Annotated in this window: 15 protein-coding genes; 9 read left to right on the top strand and 6 right to left on the bottom strand. The window is 61.8% G+C overall.

The genetic code is table 11. The annotated features are described in order from the left end of the window. Nucleotides 1–7 precede the first annotated feature (7 nt). The 4 genes from F8N49_RS05605 (at nucleotide 8) to F8N49_RS05590 (ending at nucleotide 4,523) form a co-directional block, all read left to right on the top strand. The gene (locus F8N49_RS05605) at nucleotides 8–901 is read left to right on the top strand and encodes a glycine betaine ABC transporter substrate-binding protein (protein WP_151550974.1); all 894 of its coding nucleotides are present in this window, start codon (nucleotides 8–10) and stop codon (nucleotides 899–901) included. 13 nt (nucleotides 902–914) lie between these two features. Next, complete coding sequence (locus tag F8N49_RS05600; RefSeq protein WP_039759484.1) at nucleotides 915–1,568, top strand: ABC transporter permease; 654 nt, start codon at nucleotides 915–917, stop codon at nucleotides 1,566–1,568. Continuing rightward, nucleotides 1,565–2,722, top strand: a complete 1,158-nt coding sequence (locus F8N49_RS05595) for a betaine/proline/choline family ABC transporter ATP-binding protein (RefSeq protein WP_016771732.1) — start codon at nucleotides 1,565–1,567, stop codon at nucleotides 2,720–2,722. The genes F8N49_RS05600 and F8N49_RS05595 overlap by 4 nt, the downstream gene beginning before the upstream one ends. Nucleotides 2,723–3,359: 637 nt before the next feature. After that, a complete protein-coding gene (locus F8N49_RS05590) occupies nucleotides 3,360–4,523 on the top strand; it encodes a type III PLP-dependent enzyme (RefSeq protein WP_016771733.1) in 1,164 nt (387 codons plus the stop codon). Nucleotides 4,524–4,817: 294 nt separating this feature from the next. On the opposite strand, the gene F8N49_RS05585 is transcribed toward F8N49_RS05590, so the two are convergent. Together F8N49_RS05585 and F8N49_RS05580 are read right to left on the bottom strand one after the other, a co-directional pair. Continuing rightward, on the bottom strand, nucleotides 4,818–5,573 hold the full coding sequence (locus F8N49_RS05585) for a tetratricopeptide repeat protein (protein WP_151550973.1): 756 nt from the start codon (nucleotides 5,571–5,573) through the stop codon (nucleotides 4,818–4,820). After that, nucleotides 5,570–6,250: a Fe2+-dependent dioxygenase gene (locus F8N49_RS05580; protein ID WP_151550972.1), complete on the bottom strand. Its 681-nt coding sequence runs from the start codon at nucleotides 6,248–6,250 to the stop codon at nucleotides 5,570–5,572. Before F8N49_RS05580 ends, F8N49_RS05585 begins: the two co-directional genes overlap by 4 nt. A 207-nt stretch (nucleotides 6,251–6,457) precedes the next feature. Here F8N49_RS05580 and F8N49_RS05575 point away from each other — a divergent pair, with 207 nt between their 5' ends. The 3 genes from F8N49_RS05575 to F8N49_RS05565 all read left to right on the top strand — a co-directional run bounded on the left by F8N49_RS05575 (nucleotide 6,458) and on the right by F8N49_RS05565 (nucleotide 12,138). Next, nucleotides 6,458–8,779: a TonB-dependent siderophore receptor gene (locus F8N49_RS05575; protein ID WP_073473836.1), complete on the top strand. Its 2,322-nt coding sequence runs from the start codon at nucleotides 6,458–6,460 to the stop codon at nucleotides 8,777–8,779. A 236-nt stretch (nucleotides 8,780–9,015) separates the two neighbouring features. Continuing rightward, nucleotides 9,016–11,544 (top strand): sulfite reductase flavoprotein subunit alpha, encoded by a 2,529-nt coding sequence (locus F8N49_RS05570; protein WP_151550976.1) that lies wholly within the window; start codon nucleotides 9,016–9,018, stop codon nucleotides 11,542–11,544. A gap of 225 nt (nucleotides 11,545–11,769) precedes the next feature. Next, nucleotides 11,770–12,138, top strand: coding sequence for an endonuclease domain-containing protein (locus F8N49_RS05565; protein WP_122747377.1), 369 nt, complete (start codon nucleotides 11,770–11,772; stop codon nucleotides 12,136–12,138). 465 nt (nucleotides 12,139–12,603) lie between these two features. Here the strand turns inward: F8N49_RS05565 and F8N49_RS05555 are convergent, their stop codons facing one another. From F8N49_RS05555 to ptsP, 4 genes are all read right to left on the bottom strand, one after another. After that, nucleotides 12,604–14,145: an alkaline phosphatase gene (locus F8N49_RS05555; RefSeq protein ID WP_151550970.1), complete on the bottom strand. Its 1,542-nt coding sequence runs from the start codon at nucleotides 14,143–14,145 to the stop codon at nucleotides 12,604–12,606. A gap of 172 nt (nucleotides 14,146–14,317) precedes the next feature. Next, entirely contained in the window at nucleotides 14,318–16,051 is a 1,734-nt protein-coding gene (locus F8N49_RS05550; protein ID WP_122747375.1) for a PTS fructose-like transporter subunit IIB, read from the bottom strand. Nucleotides 16,052–16,062: 11 nt separating this feature from the next. Next, on the bottom strand, nucleotides 16,063–17,004 hold the full coding sequence (gene pfkB / locus F8N49_RS05545; RefSeq protein WP_151550969.1) for a 1-phosphofructokinase: 942 nt from the start codon (nucleotides 17,002–17,004) through the stop codon (nucleotides 16,063–16,065). Next, nucleotides 17,004–19,865 (bottom strand): phosphoenolpyruvate--protein phosphotransferase, encoded by a 2,862-nt coding sequence (gene ptsP / locus F8N49_RS05540; RefSeq protein WP_151550968.1) that lies wholly within the window; start codon nucleotides 19,863–19,865, stop codon nucleotides 17,004–17,006. Before ptsP ends, pfkB begins: the two co-directional genes overlap by 1 nt. A gap of 305 nt (nucleotides 19,866–20,170) precedes the next feature. Between ptsP and cra the strand changes: the two genes are divergently transcribed. After that, nucleotides 20,171–21,166: a catabolite repressor/activator gene (gene cra, locus F8N49_RS05535; RefSeq protein ID WP_024011578.1), complete on the top strand. Its 996-nt coding sequence runs from the start codon at nucleotides 20,171–20,173 to the stop codon at nucleotides 21,164–21,166. A 3-nt stretch (nucleotides 21,167–21,169) separates the two neighbouring features. After that, complete coding sequence (locus tag F8N49_RS05530) at nucleotides 21,170–21,946, top strand: TatD family hydrolase (protein ID WP_151550967.1); 777 nt, start codon at nucleotides 21,170–21,172, stop codon at nucleotides 21,944–21,946. The last annotated feature ends 54 nt before the right edge of the window (nucleotides 21,947–22,000 follow it).

The following is a 22,000-nucleotide window of genomic DNA, read 5'->3' as shown; positions in this document are numbered from 1 at the left end:
AATATTTATGAAACGACTTAGCTTGATCTTAGGCTGCGTCCTGCTGTTCGCAGGAATCGCGCAAGCCGCTGAAAAACCGGTCATCCGCCTCGGCGCCCGGGTCTTCACCGAGCAGACCCTGCTCGCCGAAATAACCGCGCAATACCTGCGCAGCAAAGGCTACGACGCGCAGATCACCGGCGGCCTGGGCAGCAACCTTGCCCGCAGCGCCCACGAAAGCGGCCAGTTGGACCTGCTCTGGGAATACACCGGCGTGTCGCTGGTGGCCTATAACCATGTCACCGAGAAACTCGACAGCGCGCAGTCCTACGCCCGGGTCAAAGAACTCGACGCGAAAAAAGGCCTGGTCTGGCTGACGCCTTCGAAGTTCAGCAACACCTACGCCCTCGCTTTGCCGAAAAAAGTCGCCGAGCAATACCCGCAGATCGGCAATATCAGCCAGCTCAACGAAGTGCTGCGCGCCGAGGCCAAGACCAACCACCTGGTGGCGCTGGATACCGAGTTCGCCAACCGCTCTGACGGTCTCGACGGCATGGTCAAACTCTACGACATGAACCTGACCCGCAAGAACATCCGCCAGATGGATGCCGGCCTGGTCTACACCGCGCTACGCAACGGTCAGGTGTTTGCCGGTCTGGTCTACACCACCGATGGCCGCCTCAATGCCTTCGGCCTGAAATTGCTGGAAGACGACAAGCATTACTTCCCCGACTACACCGCCGCTCCCGTGGTGCGTCAGGCCATGCTGGACGCCAACCCGCAACTGGCCGAACAACTCAAGCCGCTGGCCGAACTGTTCGACGACGAAACCATGCGCCAGCTCAACGCGCGGGTCGACGTCGATCATGAAAGCCCATCGTCCGTTGCCGCCGATTTCCTGCGCCAGCACCCACTGAATTAAGAGAGGAGAAGTCATGGAATTTCTGAACGCCTTTTCCCATCTCGACTGGCAGCAGGTAATGCACCTGACCTGGCAGCACATCACCCTGGTCGGCATCGCCGTGACCCTGGCGATCGTCATCGGCGTGCCGCTGGGCATCCTGATGACGCGTTTTCCCACCCTCGCCGGCCCGCTGCAAGCCAGCGCCACGGTGCTGCTGACCGTGCCGTCGATTGCCCTGTTCGGTCTGCTGCTGCCGTTCTACTCCAAGTTCGGCCAAGGCCTGGGGCCGCTGCCGGCAATCACCGCCGTGTTCCTTTATTCGCTGCTGCCGATCATGCGCAACACCTACCTCGCCCTCACCGGCGTCGAGCCGGGCATCCGCGAAGCCGCGCGCGGCATCGGCATGACCTTCGGCCAGCGCCTGCGCATGGTTGAGCTGCCGATCGCGGTGCCGGTGATTCTTGCCGGCGTGCGCACCGCCGTGGTGATGAACATCGGCGTGATGACCATCGCCGCGACCATCGGCGCCGGCGGCCTCGGTGTATTGATCCTCGCCTCCATCAGCCGCAGTGACATGTCGATGCTTATCGTCGGCGCGCTGCTGGTCAGTCTTCTGGCGATTTTCGCCGACCTGTTTCTCCAATGGCTGCAACGCTCGTTGACTCCAAAAGGACTCCTCAAATGATCGAACTTCAAAACCTCAGCAAAACTTTCCAAAGCAACGGCAAAGATGTCAAAGCCGTGGACTCGGTAAGCCTGACCGTCAATGAAGGCGAGATCTGCGTGTTCCTCGGGCCATCGGGTTGCGGCAAAAGCACCACGCTGAAAATGATCAACCGCCTGATCAAACCGACCTCGGGCAAGATCCTCATCAACGGTGAAGACACCACCGATCTCGACGAAGTGACCCTGCGCCGCAACATCGGCTACGTGATTCAGCAGATCGGTCTGTTCCCGAACATGACCATCGAAGAGAACATCGTCGTCGTGCCGAAACTGCTCGGCTGGGACAAACAGAAATGCCACGACCGCGCCCGCGAACTGATGAGCATGATCAAGCTCGAGCCCAAGCAGTATCTGCATCGCTACCCGCGTGAATTGTCCGGTGGTCAGCAACAGCGTATCGGCGTGATTCGTGCGCTTGCGGCTGACGCCCCGCTGCTGTTGATGGACGAACCGTTTGGCGCGGTCGACCCGATCAACCGCGAGATGATCCAGAACGAATTCTTCGAGATGCAGCGCGCGCTGAACAAGACCGTGATCATGGTCAGCCACGACATCGACGAAGCGATCAAGCTGGGCGACAAGATCGCCATTTTCCGCGCCGGCAAGCTGCTGCAGATCGACCATCCGGACACCCTGCTGGCGCATCCGGCGGATGATTTCGTCAGCAACTTCGTCGGCCAGGACAGCACGCTCAAACGCCTGCTGTTGGTGAAAGCCGAAGACGCGGCTGACAACGCGCCGTCGGTCAGCCCGGAAACACCAGTGGCCGATGCGCTGGAGTTGATGGACGAACATGACCGTCGCTACGTGGTGGTCACCTGCGCCGAGAACAAGGCACTGGGTTACGTGCGCCGTCGCGACCTGCACCGCCAGACCGGCACCTGCGCGCAATTCCTTCGTGAGTTCAACGCCACCGCAGCGTACGACGAGCACCTGCGCATCCTGCTGTCGCGCATGTACGAGTTCAACCGCGCCTGGCTGCCGGTGATGGATGCCGAACGGGTATTCCTCGGCGAGGTGACGCAGGAGTCGATTGCGGCATACCTCAGCTCGGGACGTTCGCGGGGGATGAAGACCAGTATCGTCTCGCCGGCTGAGACCGTCGTCGCCTAAAAATACAGACCCTGTGGGAGCAAGCTTGCTCGCGAAAGCGAAATGTCAGTCAACAACGATGTCGACTGTGAAAATGCCTTCGCGAGCAAGCTCGCTCCCACAGGACTGCGTGATTTCGTTGATCTTCACAGGGTGACAAAAAATCTCAACAGCCTCTCCCGCAAGAGCGTCATCAATTCAGCTTCTTCAAGGTCCAAATCCCCCCTCAACACCCTCTCTCGACGCCAACGTCGCCGATGTTGACGCTATCACACTTACCCGCGATCTAGCTGACAAAAGCCCCGAACGTGCAGATATGTTTAACACTCGAAAATTCGCCGGGAACATCTGCCCGTCATCTCGGTCGGGTAGAAGGAGTGATAAACGCGACGCACGTCAGAAGCGTGCAAAAACGCGACATTTTTAGTTGATCTCGCGCCCCTCACGCCCTAAAGTTCGCGCCGAACGTCCATGCTGGAAACGATCCATCCGGCTCAAGTACTGACGACGAGACAGCGAGGCCAAGGGACAGCTGCACATCCCCAGGCCTTTTTGCTTTCGGCGGCAATGCCTTGGGAAGTAGGCGAACCAAAGTGGGGATACGGAGGGCGTTCATGCACCCATTGTTTTTACGAGTTTGCCCATAGGAGCACCCAGCATGTCGATCCAGGTCGAAGACTATTTCGCGCGCGCTACATTCGACAAAATGAAGGCGTTCGCCGACAAACAGGAAACCCCGTTCGTGGTGATCGACACCGCGATGATCGCCCAGGCCTACGATGACCTGCGCGCCGGTTTCGAATTCGCCAAGGTCTACTACGCGGTCAAGGCCAACCCGGCCGTCGAGATCATCGACCTGCTCAAAGACAAGGGTTCGAGCTTCGACATTGCCTCGATCTACGAGCTGGACAAAGTCATGGATCGCGGTGTCAGCCCGGACCGTATCAGCTACGGCAACACCATCAAGAAATCCAAGGACATCCGCTACTTCTACGAGAAGGGCGTGCGTCTGTTCTCCACCGACTCCGAAGCCGACCTGCGCAACATCGCCAAGGCTGCACCGGGTTCGAAAGTCTATGTGCGCATCCTCACTGAAGGCTCGACCACCGCTGACTGGCCACTGTCGCGCAAGTTCGGCTGCCAGACCGACATGGCCATGGACCTGCTGATCCTCGCCCGCGACCTGGGTCTGGTGCCGTATGGCATCTCGTTCCACGTCGGCTCGCAACAGCGCGACATCAGCGTCTGGGACGCGGCGATCGCCAAGGTCAAAGTGATCTTCGAACGTCTGAAAGAAGAAGACGGCATTCACCTGAAGCTGATCAACATGGGCGGCGGCTTCCCGGCTAACTACATCACCCGCACCAACAGCCTGGAAACCTACGCCGAAGAGATCATCCGCTTCCTGAAAGAAGACTTCGGTGACGACCTGCCGGAAATCATTCTGGAGCCAGGCCGTTCGCTGATTGCCAACGCCGGTATTCTGGTCAGCGAAGTGGTACTGGTTGCGCGCAAGTCGCGCACTGCCGTCGAGCGCTGGGTGTACACCGATGTGGGCAAGTTCTCCGGCCTGATCGAAACCATGGACGAAGCGATCAAGTTCCCGATCTGGACCGAGAAGAAAGGCGAGATGGAAGAAGTCGTGATCGCCGGCCCGACCTGCGACAGCGCCGACATCATGTACGAGAACTACAAGTATGGCCTGCCGCTGAACCTGGCGATTGGTGATCGTCTGTACTGGTTGTCGACCGGTGCGTATACCACCAGCTACAGCGCGGTCGAGTTCAATGGCTTCCCGCCGCTGAAGTCGTTTTACGTTTAAGGAGCAGCTGCAAGTTTCGAGCTGCAAGCTGCAAGAGAAAAGCCCACGAATTTGTGGGCTTTTTTGTGGGTGTTCGGCTGGGGAGGTTTTTTGTACTAGATACCATAGCCCCTCGCCCCAGCCCTCTCCCGAGGGAGAGGGAGCCGACCGAGTGGTCTTCCGTCCGACATCGACCTGAACCACCTTGGCGATTATGGATTCGGCAAAACCATTGCAGGTCGGCGTACCTCCCAAGCATCCCTCGGTCGGTTCCCTCTCCCCCTGGGAGAGGGCTAGGGTGAGGGCTCGGCGGTTTCAGCCGCGCTGCAACTCTGCATACCGAGCGGCATACCGACTAGCCATCGCCTGAATTCGCAAATCTGTCGCATCAGCCAGCGTCTGACTCGCCACCCGCAGGAAATTCAGATTGCCGGCGGCCAAGGCTTTCTCCAGCCAATCGACCGCTTCATCAACCCGACCCTCCGCCGCCAACACCGCGGCATAACTGAACTGCCCACGAAAATCCCCAGCCTCGGCCGAACGCTGATACCACTCGCGTGCAGCAATTGGATCCGCCTGACACACCTGCCCTTCCTCCAGATAACGCCCCAGCAGATTCATCGATTTCGCATGGCCCAACTCAGCCGCGCGCCGATACAACGCCAGCGCTTGCTGATGATCAACCGTCACCCCGCGCCCGGTCGCCAGCAAGTTGGCCAGGTTGTACATCGCCCAATCAAGACCCGACTCGGCAGCGATCCGATAATGCTGCGCCGCCACCGAGGCATCCGCCGCACATCCCCAACCATGCTCATGGCAACGCCCGAGCATGTTGCGCGCCATCAGATGCCCGCGACCGGCGGCAATAGCGAACCAGCGCAGCGCCAATGGCTGATCCTGAGCGATGCCTTGGCCATCCAGCAGGATCTGCCCAAGCAACGCCTGCGCTTCAACCTCGCCCTCGCCCGCCGCCAGCAAAATCGCCTGCGCAGCGCGGGCCGGGCTTTCTTCAAGCATCGCCGCCAACCCGGCCGCATCGAGAACTTCCTCGCGGCGTAGCTGGAAACTCATACCTCGACCCAACGCCGCAGCAAGTTGTGATAAGTGCCGGTGAGGCGGATCAGCGAAGGGTGATCGGGGACGTCCTGAGTCAGCTGCTGAATCGCCCCGTCCATTTCGAACAGCAACGCGCGCTGGCTGTCTTCGCGCACCAGGCTCTGCGTCCAGAAAAATGACGCATAACGCGCACCACGTGTAACCGCGTTGACCTTGTGCAAACTGGTGCCCGGATACAACACCATGTCGCCGGCCGGCAGCTTCACTCGCTGGGTGCCGTAGGTGTCCTGAATCTCCAGTTCGCCGCCGTCGTAATCTTCCAGCTCGCTGAAGAACAGCGTCGCCGACAAATCGGTGCGCACCCGCTCGATGCTGCCCTTGGGCTGGCGCACGGCGTTGTCGATGTGAAAATCAAAACTGCCGCCGGCCGTGTAACAGTTCACCAACGGCGGGAAGACCTTGTGCGGCAGTGCGGCGGACATGAACAGCGGATTTTTCCACAGCCGCTCGAGCATCGCCGCGCCGATTTCCTTGGCCAGCGGGTGGCCTTCGGGCAGTTGCAGATTGTGCTTGGCCTTGGCCGACTGGAAGCCGGCGGTGATCTTGCCGTCGGCCCAATCCGCTTGCTCCAGGGCCTGGCGGATGCGCTGCACTTCGTCTTTTGCGAACAGCCCGGGAATGTGCAGCAGCATGGCGATGTCACCTGATGGCAAGAAGGCGGCAATGGTATTGATTCTTATTGACTGTGTAAAACCCCAGAGACGGATGAACAAGCAGAAACCGTAAGGGCAAATTGTAAAGAATGTAAATTCAATGCGAATAACAATGTTTCGCAATTGATACGAATACCTGTTTACCCTATATTCCGCCGCCTCAAATCCTTGGGGAGGGGAATAAAAATGGCACGTCAACACGCACAATTACCGGTCAGTTCACCACGTCTGCTCGCCTCGGCAATCGGTGTCGCAATCACCGCCGGCTCGGCTGGGCAGATGGTCTTCGCGGCGGAAAAAACCGAGAGCAAAACTTCCGGCAACGCCATTGCCCTGGACGCCACCGCCATCACCGGCGAAGCCCAGGACTCGACCTCCTATCAGGTCGAAAAAGCCTCCTCGCCCAAGTACACCGCACCGCTGGTCGACACCCCGCGCTCGGTCACCGTCATCCCGCAACAAGTGCTCAAGGACACCGGCGCGCTGAACATGCAGGACGCGCTGCGCACTGTGCCGGGCATCACCTTCGGCGCCGGTGAAGGCGGCAACCCGCAGGGCGACCGTCCGTTCATCCGCGGCTTCGACGCCCAGGGCGACACCTATCTGGACGGCGTGCGCGACACCGGTTCGCAGAGCCGCGAGATCTTCGCTGTGGAAAACATCGAAGTCAGCAAAGGCCCGAACTCGGCGATTGGCGGTCGCGGCGCAGCCGGCGGCAGCATCAATCTGGTGAGCAAGAAAGCGCACCTGGGCAACTCGTTCGACGGCGGCTTCACCTACGGCTCCGACCAGACCCAGCGCTACACCCTCGACGGCAACTACCAGTTCAGCGACAGCGCTGCCGGCCGCCTCAACCTGATGAGCCACGAGAGCAACGTCGCCGGTCGCGACAAGGTCGATTACGACCGGTGGGGCATCGCGCCGTCGCTGGCCTTCGGCCTGGGCACCGATACCCGTGTAAACCTCGACTACTACCATCTGGAAAGCAACGACACCCCGGACTCGGGCATCCCGTACACCATTCCCACCGGTGGTTCGGCCGCACGCACCAAGTCCAACCCGGACAAGCCATACGCCGGTGGCGATCACGACAACTTCTATGGTCTGGATCGCGACTTCCGCAAGGGCCGCACCGACACCGCGACCTTCGCCATCGAGCACGACCTCAATGATGCACTGACCATCAAGAACACCCTGCGCCACGGCAGCAGCATGCAGGATTACATCCTCACCCAGCCGGACGACAGCAAGGGCAACGTCAACAACGGCAGCGTCTGGCGTCGGGCCAACACGCGGGTGAGCAATACTGAAACCACCACCAACCAGACCGACCTGTTCGGCACCTTCTACATGGCCGGTTTCAAGAACAGCTTCTCCACCGGTGTCGAATACACCCGCGAGCAGAGCGAGAAATCCTCGTACAACGTCAACACCGACACCACGCCGCGTACGACCAATGTGCCTTCCAGCAGCAACTGCACACCGGCGATGATTGGCGCCTCGAGCAATTACAACTGCACCTCGCTGTCGAACCCGAACCCGAACGATCCGTGGAACGGTGCGATCTCGCGCAACTACGCCGGCACCGACACCCAGGCCGACACCTACGCGCTGTACGTGTTCGACACGCTGGAGTTGTCCGAGCAATGGCTGGTGAACATGGGCCTGCGCTACGACCACTTCGACACCGACTACAAAACCTACAACGCCGCAGGGACCACCACCTCCAAGGGTGATGACACCAGCGAATTCGTCACCGGCCAGTTCGGCGTGGTCTACAAGCCGGCGGAAAACGGCAGCATCTACGCCTCTTATGCGACCTCGGCGACACCGCCGGGCAACACCTTGGGCGAAGGTCAGGAAGGCAACCCGCTGGGCGGCACCCCGGATCGCAGCGGCAACCTGCTGAGCAGCGACATGGAACCGGAAACCACCAAGAACTACGAAATCGGCACCAAGTGGGATCTGCTCAACGATCGCCTGTCGCTGACCGCCGACATCTTCCGCACCGAGAAGGAAAACGCTCGCGTGCAGGTCGACACCAGCTCCTACGAGAACGCCGGCAAGACCCGCGTGCAAGGCTTCGAACTGTCGGCCAGCGGCAAGATCACCGACAAGTGGCAAGTGTTTGCCGGTTACGCCTTCATGGACAGCGAACAGGTTGACGGTGGTCCGTTGGGTCGCGCCAACGACGGCAACGATCTGCCGAACACGCCGAAAAACAGCGCCAGCCTGTGGACCACGTATCAGGTCACGCCCAAGCTGACGATCGGTGGTGGCGCGTTCTACGTCGACGACGTCTACGGCAGTGTCGCCAACACAACGATGGTCGATTCGTACGTGCGTTACGACGCGATGGCGGCCTACAAACTGACCAAGAACGTTGACCTGCAACTCAACGTGCAGAACCTGACCGACGAAACCTATTACGACAAAGCCTTCTCGACCCACTTCGCCAACCAGGCGGCGGGCCGCACGGCGCTGTTGAGCACCAATTTCCACTTCTGACCGATGTGAAAACCTGTGGGAGCGAGCTTGCTCGCGAAAGCGGTGGCTCAGTGAAGTCGATGCTGACTGACACGACGCCTTCGCGAGCAAGCTCGCTCCCACATAAGATCTGCGAAACGGATCAGGCCCCGTTCATTCAGTTGAACGGGGCTTTTGTGTGTTACGCAAAACGCATCTTGATAACCCACGGCATAATGCGCGCCGTGATGACAATTTCCGAACGGACGGCGAGTGACGTGTTGAAGAAAACCCTGTTCCAGGTGCACTGGTTTTTTGGCATCACCGCAGGACTGGTGCTGGCCCTGATGGGCATCACCGGCGCGGCCTATTCGTTTCAGGACGAGATCCTGCGCGCGCTGAATCCGTCCGTTCTGCAGGTGGAAAAACAGGTCGCTGGAGTGCTGCCGCCAGTTGAACTGGTGGAACGCATCGAAGCCGCGTCCGGCAAGAAAGTCGCGATGCTCTGGGTCGAGACCGACAGCGGTCACGCCGCACGGGTATTCTTCACTCCGCCCAAGGGTGAACGGCGTGGCGAAATGCGCTACTTCGATCCGTACACCGCCGAGTTCAAGGGCGACGCCACTGGCCAGGACTTCTTCGGCCTGATGCTGCAACTGCACCGCTTCCTCGCCATGGGCGACACCGGGCGCAACATTACCGGCGCCTGCACCTTGATGCTGCTGTTCTTCTGTCTCTCTGGCCTCTATTTGCGCTGGCCGCGCCAGTGGAACAGCTGGCGCGTGTGGTTGACCCTGGACTGGAAAAAGAAGGGCCGCGCGTTCAATTGGGATCTGCACTCGGTGGCCGGCACCTGGTGCCTTTTGGTCTATTTGCTGCTGGCGTTGACCGGTTTGTCATGGTCGTACGAGTGGTACAACAAAGGCCTGACCCGACTGCTTTCCGACGCGCCGCAAAACGAACGCGTACGTGGCGGTCGCGGCCCGGCGCCGGAAGGTCCGCCACCGACGGCCGACTACGCGGCGATGTGGAGCAGCATCTACAGCGCTGCCGGCCCGGGTCTGGCCGCATACAACATTCGCATGCCGGCGGTGGCCGGCCAACCGGCAACCGTGTTCTACCTGCTCGACAGCTCGCCCCATGACCGCGCGCTGAACCAGATCACCCTCGATCCGGCCACCGGCGTGGTCAAACGCGTCGACCGCTATGCCGACAAAAGCTTCAAGGCCCAACTGCTGACCAGCATTTATGCGCTGCACGTCGGCAGCTATTTCGGCCTTGTCGGGCGCATCATCGTGACGATCGCAGCGGTGTGCATGCCGCTGTTTTTCATCACTGGCTGGCTGCTGTATCTGGACCGTCGACGCAAGAAAAAGCAGATCAAGGATGCCCGCCAAGGTCTCGCACAACCGTCCACCGAGGCTTCGGCCTGGCTGATCGGTTTCGCCAGCCAGAGCGGTTTCGCCGAACAACTGGCGTGGCAGACCGCCGGACAATTGCAGGCCGCCGGATTGCCGGTCAACGTGCAGCCGCTGGCCAATCTCAGCGAACAGGATCTGCGTGAGTCGAACAACGCATTGTTCGTGGTCAGCACCTTCGGCGACGGCGAAGCGCCGGACAGCGCCCGTGGTTTCGAACGCAAAGTGCTGGCCAAGGCTTCGACACTCGACAGCCTCAACTACGCCGTGCTCGGCCTCGGCGATCGGCAGTACGCGCACTTCTGCGGCTTCGCCAAGCGCTTGCATCAATGGCTCGGCGAGCACGGCGGCAAGACCTTGTTCGCCCCGGTGGAGGTCGACAGCGGCGATCCTTACGCGTTGCGTCACTGGCAAACGCAACTCGGCCAGCTCACCGGACAGGCGCCGAGCGAAACCTGGCAAGCACCCAGCTACGACAACTGGACGCTGGTCCGTCGCGAACTGATGAACCCCGACAGCAGCGGCGCGCCGGTCTTTCTGCTCGGCCTCAAAGCACCGGACACCCGCAATTGGCTGGCCGGTGACCTGGTCGAAGTGCTGCCACGCAATTGCCCGTGGGCCATCGAACATTTCCTCGACGGCCTCGGCATTCGGGGCGAAACCCCGGTGAAGGTCAACGGCATCGACGAACCACTGGAAGTGGCCCTCGCCTCACGGCAACTGCCCGAGCACCGCGCGCATCTGGTCGGCCTGCATGCGCAGTCGCTGGTCGACGCAATGGTGCCGCTGGCGATGCGCGAATACTCGATCGCCTCGATTGCTGCTGACGGCGTGCTGGAACTGATCGTGCGTCAGGAACAGCACAACGACGGCAGCCTCGGCATCGGCTCCGGCTGGCTCACCGAACACGCGCCAGTGGGCGGCAGCATCAGCCTGCGCGTGCGGCGCAACAGCGGTTTCCATCTGCCGAACGAACCCGTGCCGATGATCCTGCTGGGCAACGGCACCGGCCTGGCCGGCCTGCGCAGCCTGCTCAAGGCACGCATTGCCGACGGCCAGCAACGGCAGTGGCTGCTGTTCGGCGAGCGCAACCGTGAGCACGACTTCCTCTGCCGCGCCGAGCTGGAAGAGTGGCTGGTCAATGGTGATCTGGCGCGATTGGACCTGGCGTTTTCGCGGGATCAGGCCGAGAAGATTTATGTGCAGGATCGCTTGCGTGAGTCTGCGGATGAATTGAAGAAATGGTTGGCAGATGGTGCTGTCATCTATATCTGCGGCAGCCTTCAAGGTATGGCCTCAGGCGTAGACCAGGCGCTCAACGATATCCTCGGCAGCGCCGAAGTCGAACGCCTGATCGAACAGGGCCGCTATCGCCGGGATGTTTACTAACGCCTGCGAAAAGCCCCTCACCCTAGCCCTCTCCCAATGGGAGAGGGGACCGATTGGGGGATGCTTGAGATCGACGCCGACCTGAGCGTTCTTCACTGAATCCATAGCCATAATCACCTCGGTCGGCTCCCTCTCCTCCTGGAAGAGAGCTGGGCGGGCGGCGTTCCGATGAGGGAAATGGGCTACTGTTAAATCTCCACTCAACTTCACAAGGACCGTGAAGCCATGCCAAGCCGCCCTACCCTCGCCCAATTCGCCCGCCACTTGCGCACCAACCAGACAGATTGCGAACACCTGCTCTGGCAGCGCCTGCGTTCCCGGCAGATAGCCAACCTGAAATTTCGCCGACAGTTTCCATGTCCGCCGTTTGTGCTGGATTTTTATTGTATAGAGTTGAGATTGGCGATTGAGCTGGATGGTGGCCAGCACTATGAGACGGCCGGGGTGCTTCACGATCGGCGCCGGTCGAACTTCCTGTCTCAACAAGGCATCGACGTCGTGCGATTCAGCAATCTTGAGGTGCTTCAGCAGATGGATGATGTGTTGGAGCAGATCATCAGAATTGCGGCAGAGCGGAAAATGCCCTCACCCTAGCCCTCTCCCAGAGGGAGAGGGGACTGATTGGGGGATGCTCGAGATCGACGCCGACCTGAGCGTTCTTCACTGAATCCAAAGCCATAATCACCTCGATCTTCCAGGTCGATGCATGACGCAAGACACCTCGGTCGGCCCTCTCCCTCCCAGAGGGCGAGGTGACTGATTGGGTGATGCTTGAAATCGACGCCGACCTGAGCGTTCTTCACTGAACCCAAAGCCACAATCACCTCGGTCTCCAGGTCGATGCATAGCGCAAGACAGCCCAGTCGGCCCTCTCCCTCCCAGAGGGCGAGGGGACTGATTGGGGGATGCTCGAGATCGACGCCGACCTGAGCGTTCTTCACTGAACCCAAAGCCACAATCACCTCGGTCTTCCAGGTCGATGCATGACGCAAGACACCTCGGTCGGCTCCCTCTCCCTCCGGGAGAGGGCTGGGGTGAGGGGCTTTTGATCCAGCGTGATTAAACAGGCTGCAACTTCTGCTCAAACACTGCTACCCCATCCAGATCCCGCAACACCACGCTCATCTCCCCGCTCTGCCCTTCGATATTCACCTCACCAAAAAACTGAAACCCGGCAAACGGCGAGGTGTTCTGTGCGGGCGGTGCTTTCTCGAACACCACCTCAGGCCCGAACGTCTTGTCCAGTGGATTCGGCCCGAAACTGCCGGCGTTCAACGGCCCGGCAACAAATTCCCAGAACGGTTCGAAATCCTGGAACGCGGCGCGGTCCGGATGATAGTGATGCGCCGCGCAGTAATGCACGTCCGCCGTCAGAAACACGAAATTACGCACCTGCTGCGCACGTAAAAATCCGAGCAATTCGGCAATTTCCAGTTCACGTCCCTGCGCCGGGCCGGGGTCGCCGTTGGCCACGGCTTCCCAGCGCGCAACGCCCGGGCTGACCTCGCCGTCCGGCACGCCAAGGCCGATGGGCATGTCGGCGGCGATGACTTTCCACTGCGCCTTCGATGCCTGCAACTCACGCTTGAGCCAGTCCAGCTGCTCGCGGCCGAGAAACGGTTTTGCCGCGCCGAGGTTGTCGTCGTTGGCTTCGCGATAGCTGCGCATATCCAGCACGAATACGTCGAGCATTGGTCCGTAACTGAGCTTGCGATAAATGCGCCCGCCGCCGTCCGCCGCCTGCAAACGCATCGGCGCATATTCCAGCCACGCCTGCCGCGCGCGGCCGACCAGCTTGTGGATATCTTTCTCCTGATAACGCTCATCCAGCTGCTTGCCCGGTGACCAGTTGTTGACCACTTCGTGATCGTCCCACTGCCAGATCTGCGGCACTTCGGCGTTGAAGCGGCGGATGTTTTCGTCCATCAGGTTGTAGCGATAGTTGCCGCGATAACCGTCGAGAGTCTGCGCGACTTTGCTCTTGGCTTCAGTGGTGATATTGCGCCAGATGCGCCCGCTTTCGGTGGTCAGTTGCGCGGGGACCGGGCCGTCGGCGTAGATGGTGTCGCCGCTGTGAATAAAGAAGTCCGGCAGGCGCAGGCGCATGGCTTCGTAGATGCGCATGCCGCCGATGTCCGGGTTGATTCCGAAGCCCTGACCGACGGTGTCACCGCTCCAGACAAAACGGATGTCGCGTTTTGTCGTTGGCACGCTGCGCAGATGGCCGAACCACGGTTCGCTGGCGACGCCGCTCTGGGCGTCTTCGAAGTGCACGCGATAGAAGATTGCCTGGTTGGCCGGCAGGCCGGTGAGTTCGACGCGGGCGGTGAAATCGCTGCGCGCATCGGCCAGTGGCGAGACGAATTTGCGCGGGTTGCCAAACAGGCTGCCGGTGTCCCACTCCACCACCATGCGCGCCGGGCGATCGCTGCGGCTCCAGATCATCGCGCGGTCGCCGAGCAGGTCGCCGGACTGCACGCCGTCGGCGAGCTGCGGACGATCCTTGACCGAGGCAATCACCGCCGGCGCCAGCCCCGGCAGCAACAGCCCGGCGCCGACCGCTTGCATGACGCGACGCCGACCGAGATTGAAATCGCTCATGGTGTTCTCCCTGCAAAAGGGAAAACTTAAGCATGCCTATATGAACTCGCCATGACACCCTTAACCATGTGGGAGCGAGCTTGCTCGCGAAGGGTACCTATCAGTCGAAATTTTTTTCGCTGACACACCGCTTTCGCGAGCAAGCTCGCTCCCACAGGTTTTGCGACGTCAGCTAAGCCTTGGCCGGTTCCAGCGCTAACTCGACAGCCTCCGGCCGTTTGAGCAGCGCATACACCACCGCCGTAACCAGGCTCCCCGCAACAATCGCCAGCAGATACAGCAGCGCATGGTTGATCGCATTCGGGATCGCCAGCACGAACAAGCCACCGTGCGGCGCCATCAGTTTGCAGCCGAAGTACATCGACAAGGCACCGGTCAGCGCCCCCCCGGCGATGCTCGCCGGGATCACCCGCAGCGGATCTTTCGCGGCAAACGGAATCGCCCCTTCCGAGATAAAGCACAGGCCCAGCACGAAGGCCGCTTTGCCGGCTTCGCGTTCAGTCTGGGCGAACTTGCGCCGGGCAATGAAGGTGGCGATACCCAGGCCAATCGGCGGCACCATGCCGGCGGCCATGGTCGCGGCCATCGGTGCGTAACTCTGCGAGGCCAGCAGCCCCACCGAAAACGCATAGGCAGCCTTGTTGATCGGCCCACCGAGGTCGACGCACATCATGCCGCCGAGCAATACGCCGAGCAGAATCGCGTTGGTGGTGCCCATGCTGTCGAGGAACTGCGTAAGCGCGGCGAGCATGCCGGCGACCGGTTTGCCGACCACGTAAATCATCACCAGACCGGTGACCAGACTGGCCAGTAACGGGATGATCAGAATCGGCTTCAGCGCTTCCAGGCTCTGCGGCAATTTCACATAGCGGGCGATGGCTTTGGCGGCGTAACCGGCGATGAAACCGGCGATGATCCCGCCGATGAATCCGGCGCCCAGAGTGCCCGCCAGCAAACCGCCGATCATCCCCGGCGCAAGGCCCGGGCGGTCGGCAATCGAGTAGGCGATGTAACCGGCCAACAGCGGCACCATCAGCTTGAACGCGGTGTCGCCGCCGATCTGCATCAGCGCCGCCGCCAGCGTGCCTTCTTCCTTGTAAGCGGTGATGCCGAACACGAACGACAATGCGATCAGCAAACCACCCGCCACCACCATTGGCAGCATGTACGACACACCCGTGAGCAGGTGCTTGTAGACGCCGGTTTTCTCGGACTTGGCCGGGGCCTTGCCGTCGCTTGCCGCACTTTCCACTGCGCCTTCGGCCAGGGCTTTTTTCAGGGTCGCTTCGGATTGCTTCAGGGCTACGCCCGTGCCGCAGCGATAGATCTTCTTGCCGGCGAAACGCTCGGTGGCGACGTCGATATCCGCCGCCAGCAGCACCACGTCAGCCTCGGCGATGGCCGTTGCGCTGAGTGGCGTTTTCGCGCCCACCGAGCCCTGGGTTTCGACCTGCAATTCATAACCCAGGCGCTTGGCAGTCTGCTGCAACGCTTCGGCGGCCATGAAGGTGTGGGCGACGCCGGTCGGGCAGGCCGTGATGGCGACGATGCGTGGCGCACGTGGCGCGTCAATCGCCGGTTCGACTGCGCTGGCCACGTAGACTTCGGCTTCTTCAGCACCACGACGCAGCACCGCTTCGACATCCTGCAAGGCCTGCGCCGGAGCGATCTGGAACACGCGCTTGCCGACGAAGCGACTCATGTCCACCGCGCCAGTGGTGACCAGCAAGACCCACTCGGCGGCTTCGATGGTCGCCGCCGACAATTCGCGTTCCGGGTGCGCCGGATCGACCACTTCAACGCTGGTGCTCCAGCCCTGACGCTGCGCCGCTGCATCGAGCAGACGCGCGCACAGCACACTGGTGACCATGCCGTTCGGGCAAGCCGTAACAATGGCTAACTTCATGACAAACCCTCTTATTGTTCTGTCAGGGGGCGCACGCGCACGCCCTGTTCGAGCTGCGCCAGTTGCGCAGCGTCGTTGATGCCAAAACCGATCTGGGTCACCGCCATTGCCGCAATCGCAGTGGCGGTGCGCAGGGTTTGCTCGGGGGTGTCGGCGCTGAGCAGACCGTGGAGCATGCCGGCGAGCAAGGAATCGCCGGCACCAACCGTGCTGGCCACGCTGACCTTCGGCGGCGAGGCATGCAGGGCCGAGCCGACACTGAACCAGTTGACCCCGTCGGCGCCGTGGGAGATCACCACGTGCTCGATGCCTTGCGCATGCAAACGTGCGGCGGCTTGTGCTTCGGCGATCGGCGAGACCACTTCGCAGCCGAGGGCGTGGGCCAGTTCTTCGGTGTTCGGCTTGATCAGCCAGGGGCTGGCCTGCAACGCGACGCGCAAGGCTTCGCCGCTGGAGTCGAGGGCGACTTTCAAGCCGAGCGCGTTCAAGCTTTCAATCAGCTCGCGCAACCACTGCGCCGTGACGCCGCGCGGCAGACTGCCGGCGACCACCACCGCATCGTGCCCCGGTGCGATCTTCTGCAAGCGATCAAGCAAGGCATGCTGCGCCGTTGCATCGACCACCGGGCCAGGCCCGTTGATGTCGGTGATGCGCCCGTCCTGTTCGGCGACTTTGATGTTGCTGCGCGTCTCGCCCGGCACGCGGATGAACGCGTCGACGAAACCGCGCTTGGCGAACAGGGTTTCGAACGCTTGCTGATTGTCTTCGCCGAGAAAGCCGCTGACGGTGACCTGATGGCCGAGATCCGCCAGCACCTGGGCGACATTGACGCCTTTGCCCGCAGCGTGGGTGTGCATCTCCTCGCTGCGATTGACCTGACCGGCATCCAGCCGTGACAGCTCGACGGTGAGGTCGAGTGCCGGGTTGAGGGTCAGGGTAAGAATCTTGGCCATTACAGGGCCTCCACTAATGCGCGCACTTCATTCGCGCTGCCCACGGCCAGGGCCTGTTGGGCGAGGGTTTGCGCCTGGGTCAGGCTGAGTTCACGGATGCGCGCCTTGACTTCGGCAATGCTGCGCCCGGACACGCTGAGTTCGTCGACACCGAGGCCGACCAGCACCGGCACCGCCAGCGGATCTGCCGCTAGTTCGCCGCAGACGCCCACCCATTTGCCATGGGCATGGGCGGCGCGCACGGTGATGTCGATCAGTTGCAGGACCGCCGGGTGCAAGCCGTCCGCTTGAGCAGACAGGGTCGGGTGACCACGGTCGATGGCCAGGGTGTATTGCGTGAGGTCGTTGGTGCCGACGCTGAAGAAGTCGACTTCCTTGGCCAGCACTGGCGCGAGCAACGCGGCCGACGGCACTTCGATCATGATCCCCAATTGCAGGTCGGCGACTGGAATTTCCAGACGCAGGCGTTCGGTCATGTCGCGGGCCTGGCGCCACTCTTCGACGCTGCCGACCATCGGGAACATGATCCGCAGCGGACGGTTGTCGGCCGAGCGCAGCAAGGCGCGCAGTTGCGCTTCCATGATCTGCGGCCGCTGCAGGGTCAGGCGAATACCGCGCACGCCGAGGAACGGATTTTCTTCCTTGGCGATCGGCCAATACGGCAGCGGTTTGTCGCCGCCGACATCGAGCGTACGCACCACCAGCGGCCGCCCGGCCAGACCATCGAGGACGCGACGGTATTCGGCTTCCTGGGTCGCCTCATCCGGTGCCTGTGGGTGGGCCATGAAAATCAGTTCGGTGCGCAGCAGACCAATGCCTTCGGCGCCCTGCTCCACCGCGCTGGTCACGCCTGCGCTTTCGCCGATGTTGGCGAACACTTCGACGGCGTGGCCGTCGGTGGTGTGTGCCGGTTGATGGCGTTGTTCGGCGGCGATCTTCAGGCGTTGCTCGCGGGTGTCGCGCTCTTCAGCGGCACGCTTGAGGGTCGCGGCATCGGCGTCGACATGCAGACGGCCACGCTGACCGTCGAGCAACAGCGGCGTGCCCGGCTCGAGCAACAGCACCGCTGCACCCGCGCCGACCAGTGCTGGAATACCGAGCGCGCGGGCGACGATGGCGCTGTGCGCGGTAGCACCGCCGCGCGCGGTGAGAATCCCCGCAACCCGCGCAGGATCCAGGCGCGCGACATCGGACGGGCCGACTTCGTCCATCACCAGAATGTACGGTTGCTCAGGTTCGTTCGCGGTTTGCACGCCACACAATTGCGCCAGCACTCGACGGCCGATGTCGCGCAGATCGGCGGCACGCTCGGCGAGCAACGCGTCCTGCAGCGACTCCTGCTGTTTGGCGGCGGCTTCGATCACCGCCATCCACGCCGCTTCGGCGCTTTCGCCTTGCTTGAGGCGGGTGTCGACTTCGTCGGTCAGATCCGGGTCGTCGAGCATTTCCTGGTGAGTGATGAAAATCTCGCGAATCGCCTTGGCCTTGCTGCGTTCGATCAAGCCTTGGATGTCGCGGCGCACGTCGCTCAGCGCTTGCTTGAGGCGCTCGCGCTCGATCGCGGCAGATTCGCCGCGCAACGGGTAATCGATGGCTTGCAGGACCTGAATGTGCGCCGGGCCGATGGCGATGCCCGGTGCGGCAGGAATCGCCTGCAACAGGCTGCCGGAGGCCGGAGCCACCAGCACTTCGGCGATGTCGGCGATCACTTCGCGCTGCTGACTCATGGCCGGCAGCGGCTCGACTTCCTCACCGAGGCCTTCTTCAATCGCCGCGAGCAGGGCGGGCAAGGCATCGGCGGCGATGCTCGGCTCGGCGATCAGCTCCAGCACCTGACCGCGCCGGGCGCCGAGGCTGAGCAGTTTGCTCAGGCTCTTCACCGATACGGCGCTGTCTTGGCTGTCGACGATGCGCACGCGGATTTCGCCATCAAAACTCTTCGCCAGTTGCGCGAGGATCTTCGCCGGCCGCGCATGCAAACCGTGGGCGTTGGCCAGGGCAATACGTGCACTCGGCCAATCGGCAGGCAGTTCACCGCCCAGCACTTCGAGGACTTTGCGGCTGCTGGTGGCGCGGCCCAGTTCGTGGCCGCGACCTTCGATCAGCAACGCGCACAAACGCTCGAGCAACGCCTGATGCGCTTCGCCCAGACTGGCGAGGCAGAACAGTCCGCTGAGCGGCTGGCCGAGGTAGCGCATCGGTTTGTCCGGGGTGACGAACGCCAGTCCCGGACGCTTCACGGTCTGCTCGCTGTGCAGCCACCACAGGCCATCGCCCAGTGGCAGCGCTTCGACTTGCTGCAACACGCCGGCAAAGCCGTTGCTCACACAATCGGCCTGACGCAGCAGACGTGCGCCGCGCCAGACCAGTTCTTCGAAATCGTCGGCCGACACGCCGAGGCCGATCATCTGCGCATCCAGCGCCAGTTCCTGCGGCGCGCCTTGCAACAGTTTAAGCAGCGCTTCGGGGGAGCTGGCGCGACGCAGGGCCTGGCCCAGATCGGTCTCGCCGAGGGCGCGGGTCAGCAGTTGCAGCAGGCGCAGGTGTTCGTCGGATTTCGCCGCGATGCCGATGGCCAGATAAACGATCTGGCCATCGCCCCAATCGACGCCATCAGGAAACTGCATCAGGCGCACGCCGGTGGCGAATACCTGATCGCGGGTTTCCGGGGTGCCGTGGGGAATGGCGATGCCTTGACCGAGAAAGGTCGAGCCCTGGGCTTCCCGGGCCTGCAGGCCGGCGAGGTAGCCGTCGGCAACCAGACCGTCGGCAACCAGATGACTGGCCAGCAATTGCAGGGCAGCGGGTTTATCCACGGCCGACTGGCCCATGGATATCTGCTCTATAGTGAGCTCGAGCATGCGATCTCCTTTTTGGCGCAGTTCAACGCCAGGTATTGTTTTGAATGGTTCACAGCTTAGGCGCTCTGCCGCGCTTTTCAGCGGCAGTTTTGGCGGTTTCACGGCAGGACCGGCCAAAGGCGTCTAAAACGTAGAAAATACGCTTGCTGAAACGTTTAATCTAGATTGATCGGCACGTTACTCGATAATGTCTCATCCTTGAAGTCCAACTGGTCGGATCTGCCCAAGCAATAAGTCGACTGCCCTTATCGGGTAGGATTGGCGAAAATGTCGCGGCATGCTCGAAAAAACAAGGAAATACCGGGTTGAAACTCAGTGATATCGCGCGGTTGGCCGGCGTCTCCGTCACCACCGCCAGCTACGTCATCAACGGCAAGGCCGAACAGCAACGCATCAGCAACGCGACCGTCGAGCGCGTGCGCGCGGTGGTCGATCTGCACGGCTTCACGCCCAATCCGCAAGCGGCCGGCCTGCGCAGTCGGCACACGCGCACCCTGGGCTTTATCCTGCCGGATCTGGAAAACCCCAGTTACGCGCGGATCGCCAAGTTGCTCGAACAAGGCGCGCGAGCTCGCGGTTATCAATTGCTGATCGCCAGCTCCGACGACGCGCCGGACAGCGAGCGCCAGTTGCTGCAACTGTTCCGCGCCCGTCGTTGCGATGCGCTGATCGTTGCCAGTTGCCTGCCGGCCGGTGATGACAGCTATCGCCAGTTGCAGGCCAAGGGTCTGCCGATCATCGCCATCGACCGGGTCATGGAACCGGAGCATTTCTGCTCGGTGATCAGCGACGACCGCGAGGCCAGCCTGCATCTGACCCAGAGCCTGCTCGATCCGCAGCCAAAGCAGATCGTGCTGCTCGGCGCACGCCCGGAGCTGAGCATCAGCCAGGAGCGTGCCGCCGGTTTCCGCGCAGCGCTCAACGATTTCAAAGGCGAGGTGCTGGTCGAGCACGCCGAGTCGTTCAGCCGCGAGTGCGGCAAGCAATTGATGGAAGAACTCCTGCAGCGTCTGGGGCATTTGCCTGACGCGCTGGTGACCACTTCCTACGTGCTGCTGCAAGGCGTGTTCGATGCGCTGCATGATTTCCCGCTGAAATCGAGGCCGCTGCGCCTCGGCACCTTCGGCGACACGCAGTTGCTGGATTTCCTGCCGTTGCCGGTCAACGCCATGTCCCAGCAACACCAGTTGATCGCCGACAAGGCCCTGGAACTGGCCCTGGCCGCCGTCGAGCAGGACGACTACCAACCGGGCGTGCAAGCCATTGCGCGGACCTTCAAGCAGCGTATTCATCGGGACTGAAGCGTGGAGCTGATCGACAGCCACACCCACCTCGACTTCCCCGACTTCGACGCCGATCGCGCAGAGTTGCTGGCCGAAAGCCGCGCCCTCGGCGTGCGGCGCATCGTCGTGCTGGGCGTGCATCAGGGCAACTGGCAACGGGTGTGGGACCTGGTGCAGAGCGATGCCGACCTGTACGCCGCGTTCGGTCTGCATCCGGTGTTCCTCGATCAGCATCGCTCCGAGGATTTGCTCGCACTGGGTGACTGGCTGACACGCCTGCGCGGGCATCGGCAGTTGTGTGCGGTGGGCGAGATAGGCCTGGATTACTTCCTCGAAAACCTCGATCGCGAGCGGCAACAGTCGTTGTTCGAAGCGCAGCTGCAACTGGCGGCGGACTTCGAGCTGCCGGCGCTGATCCACGTACGCCGCAGCCACGCGGCGGTGATCGCCACGCTCAAGCGCTTCAAGCTCAAACGCGCCGGCATCATCCACGCCTTCGCCGGCAGCCGCGAAGAAGCGCGGGAATACATCAAGCTTGGTTTCAAACTGGGCCTCGGCGGCGCACCGACCTGGCCGCAGGCGTTGCGCATGCATCGGGTCCTGCCCGAGCTGCCGCTGCAATCAGTGGTGCTGGAAACCGATTCACCGGACATGGCCCCCGCCATGTTCCCCGGCCAGCGCAACAGCCCGGCGCATCTGCCGGCGATTTGTGCGGCGCTGGCCGAGCTGATGAATATCACGCCTGAACAACTCGCCGCCGCCAGCACCGCCAACTGCTGCGAAGTCTTCGGCTGGTAACACGTACCCGGGTAGGAGCTGACGAGTGCAACGAGGCTGCGATCTTTTGATCTT

Origin of the sequence: Pseudomonas sp. GXM4, from assembly GCF_008923895.1 — a bacterium.
Taxonomy (GTDB): Bacteria; Pseudomonadota; Gammaproteobacteria; order Pseudomonadales; family Pseudomonadaceae; genus Aquipseudomonas; species Aquipseudomonas atacamensis.
The sequence above is the reverse complement of the archived record's forward strand: the minus strand, read 5'-3'. Positions and strand labels throughout refer to the sequence as shown.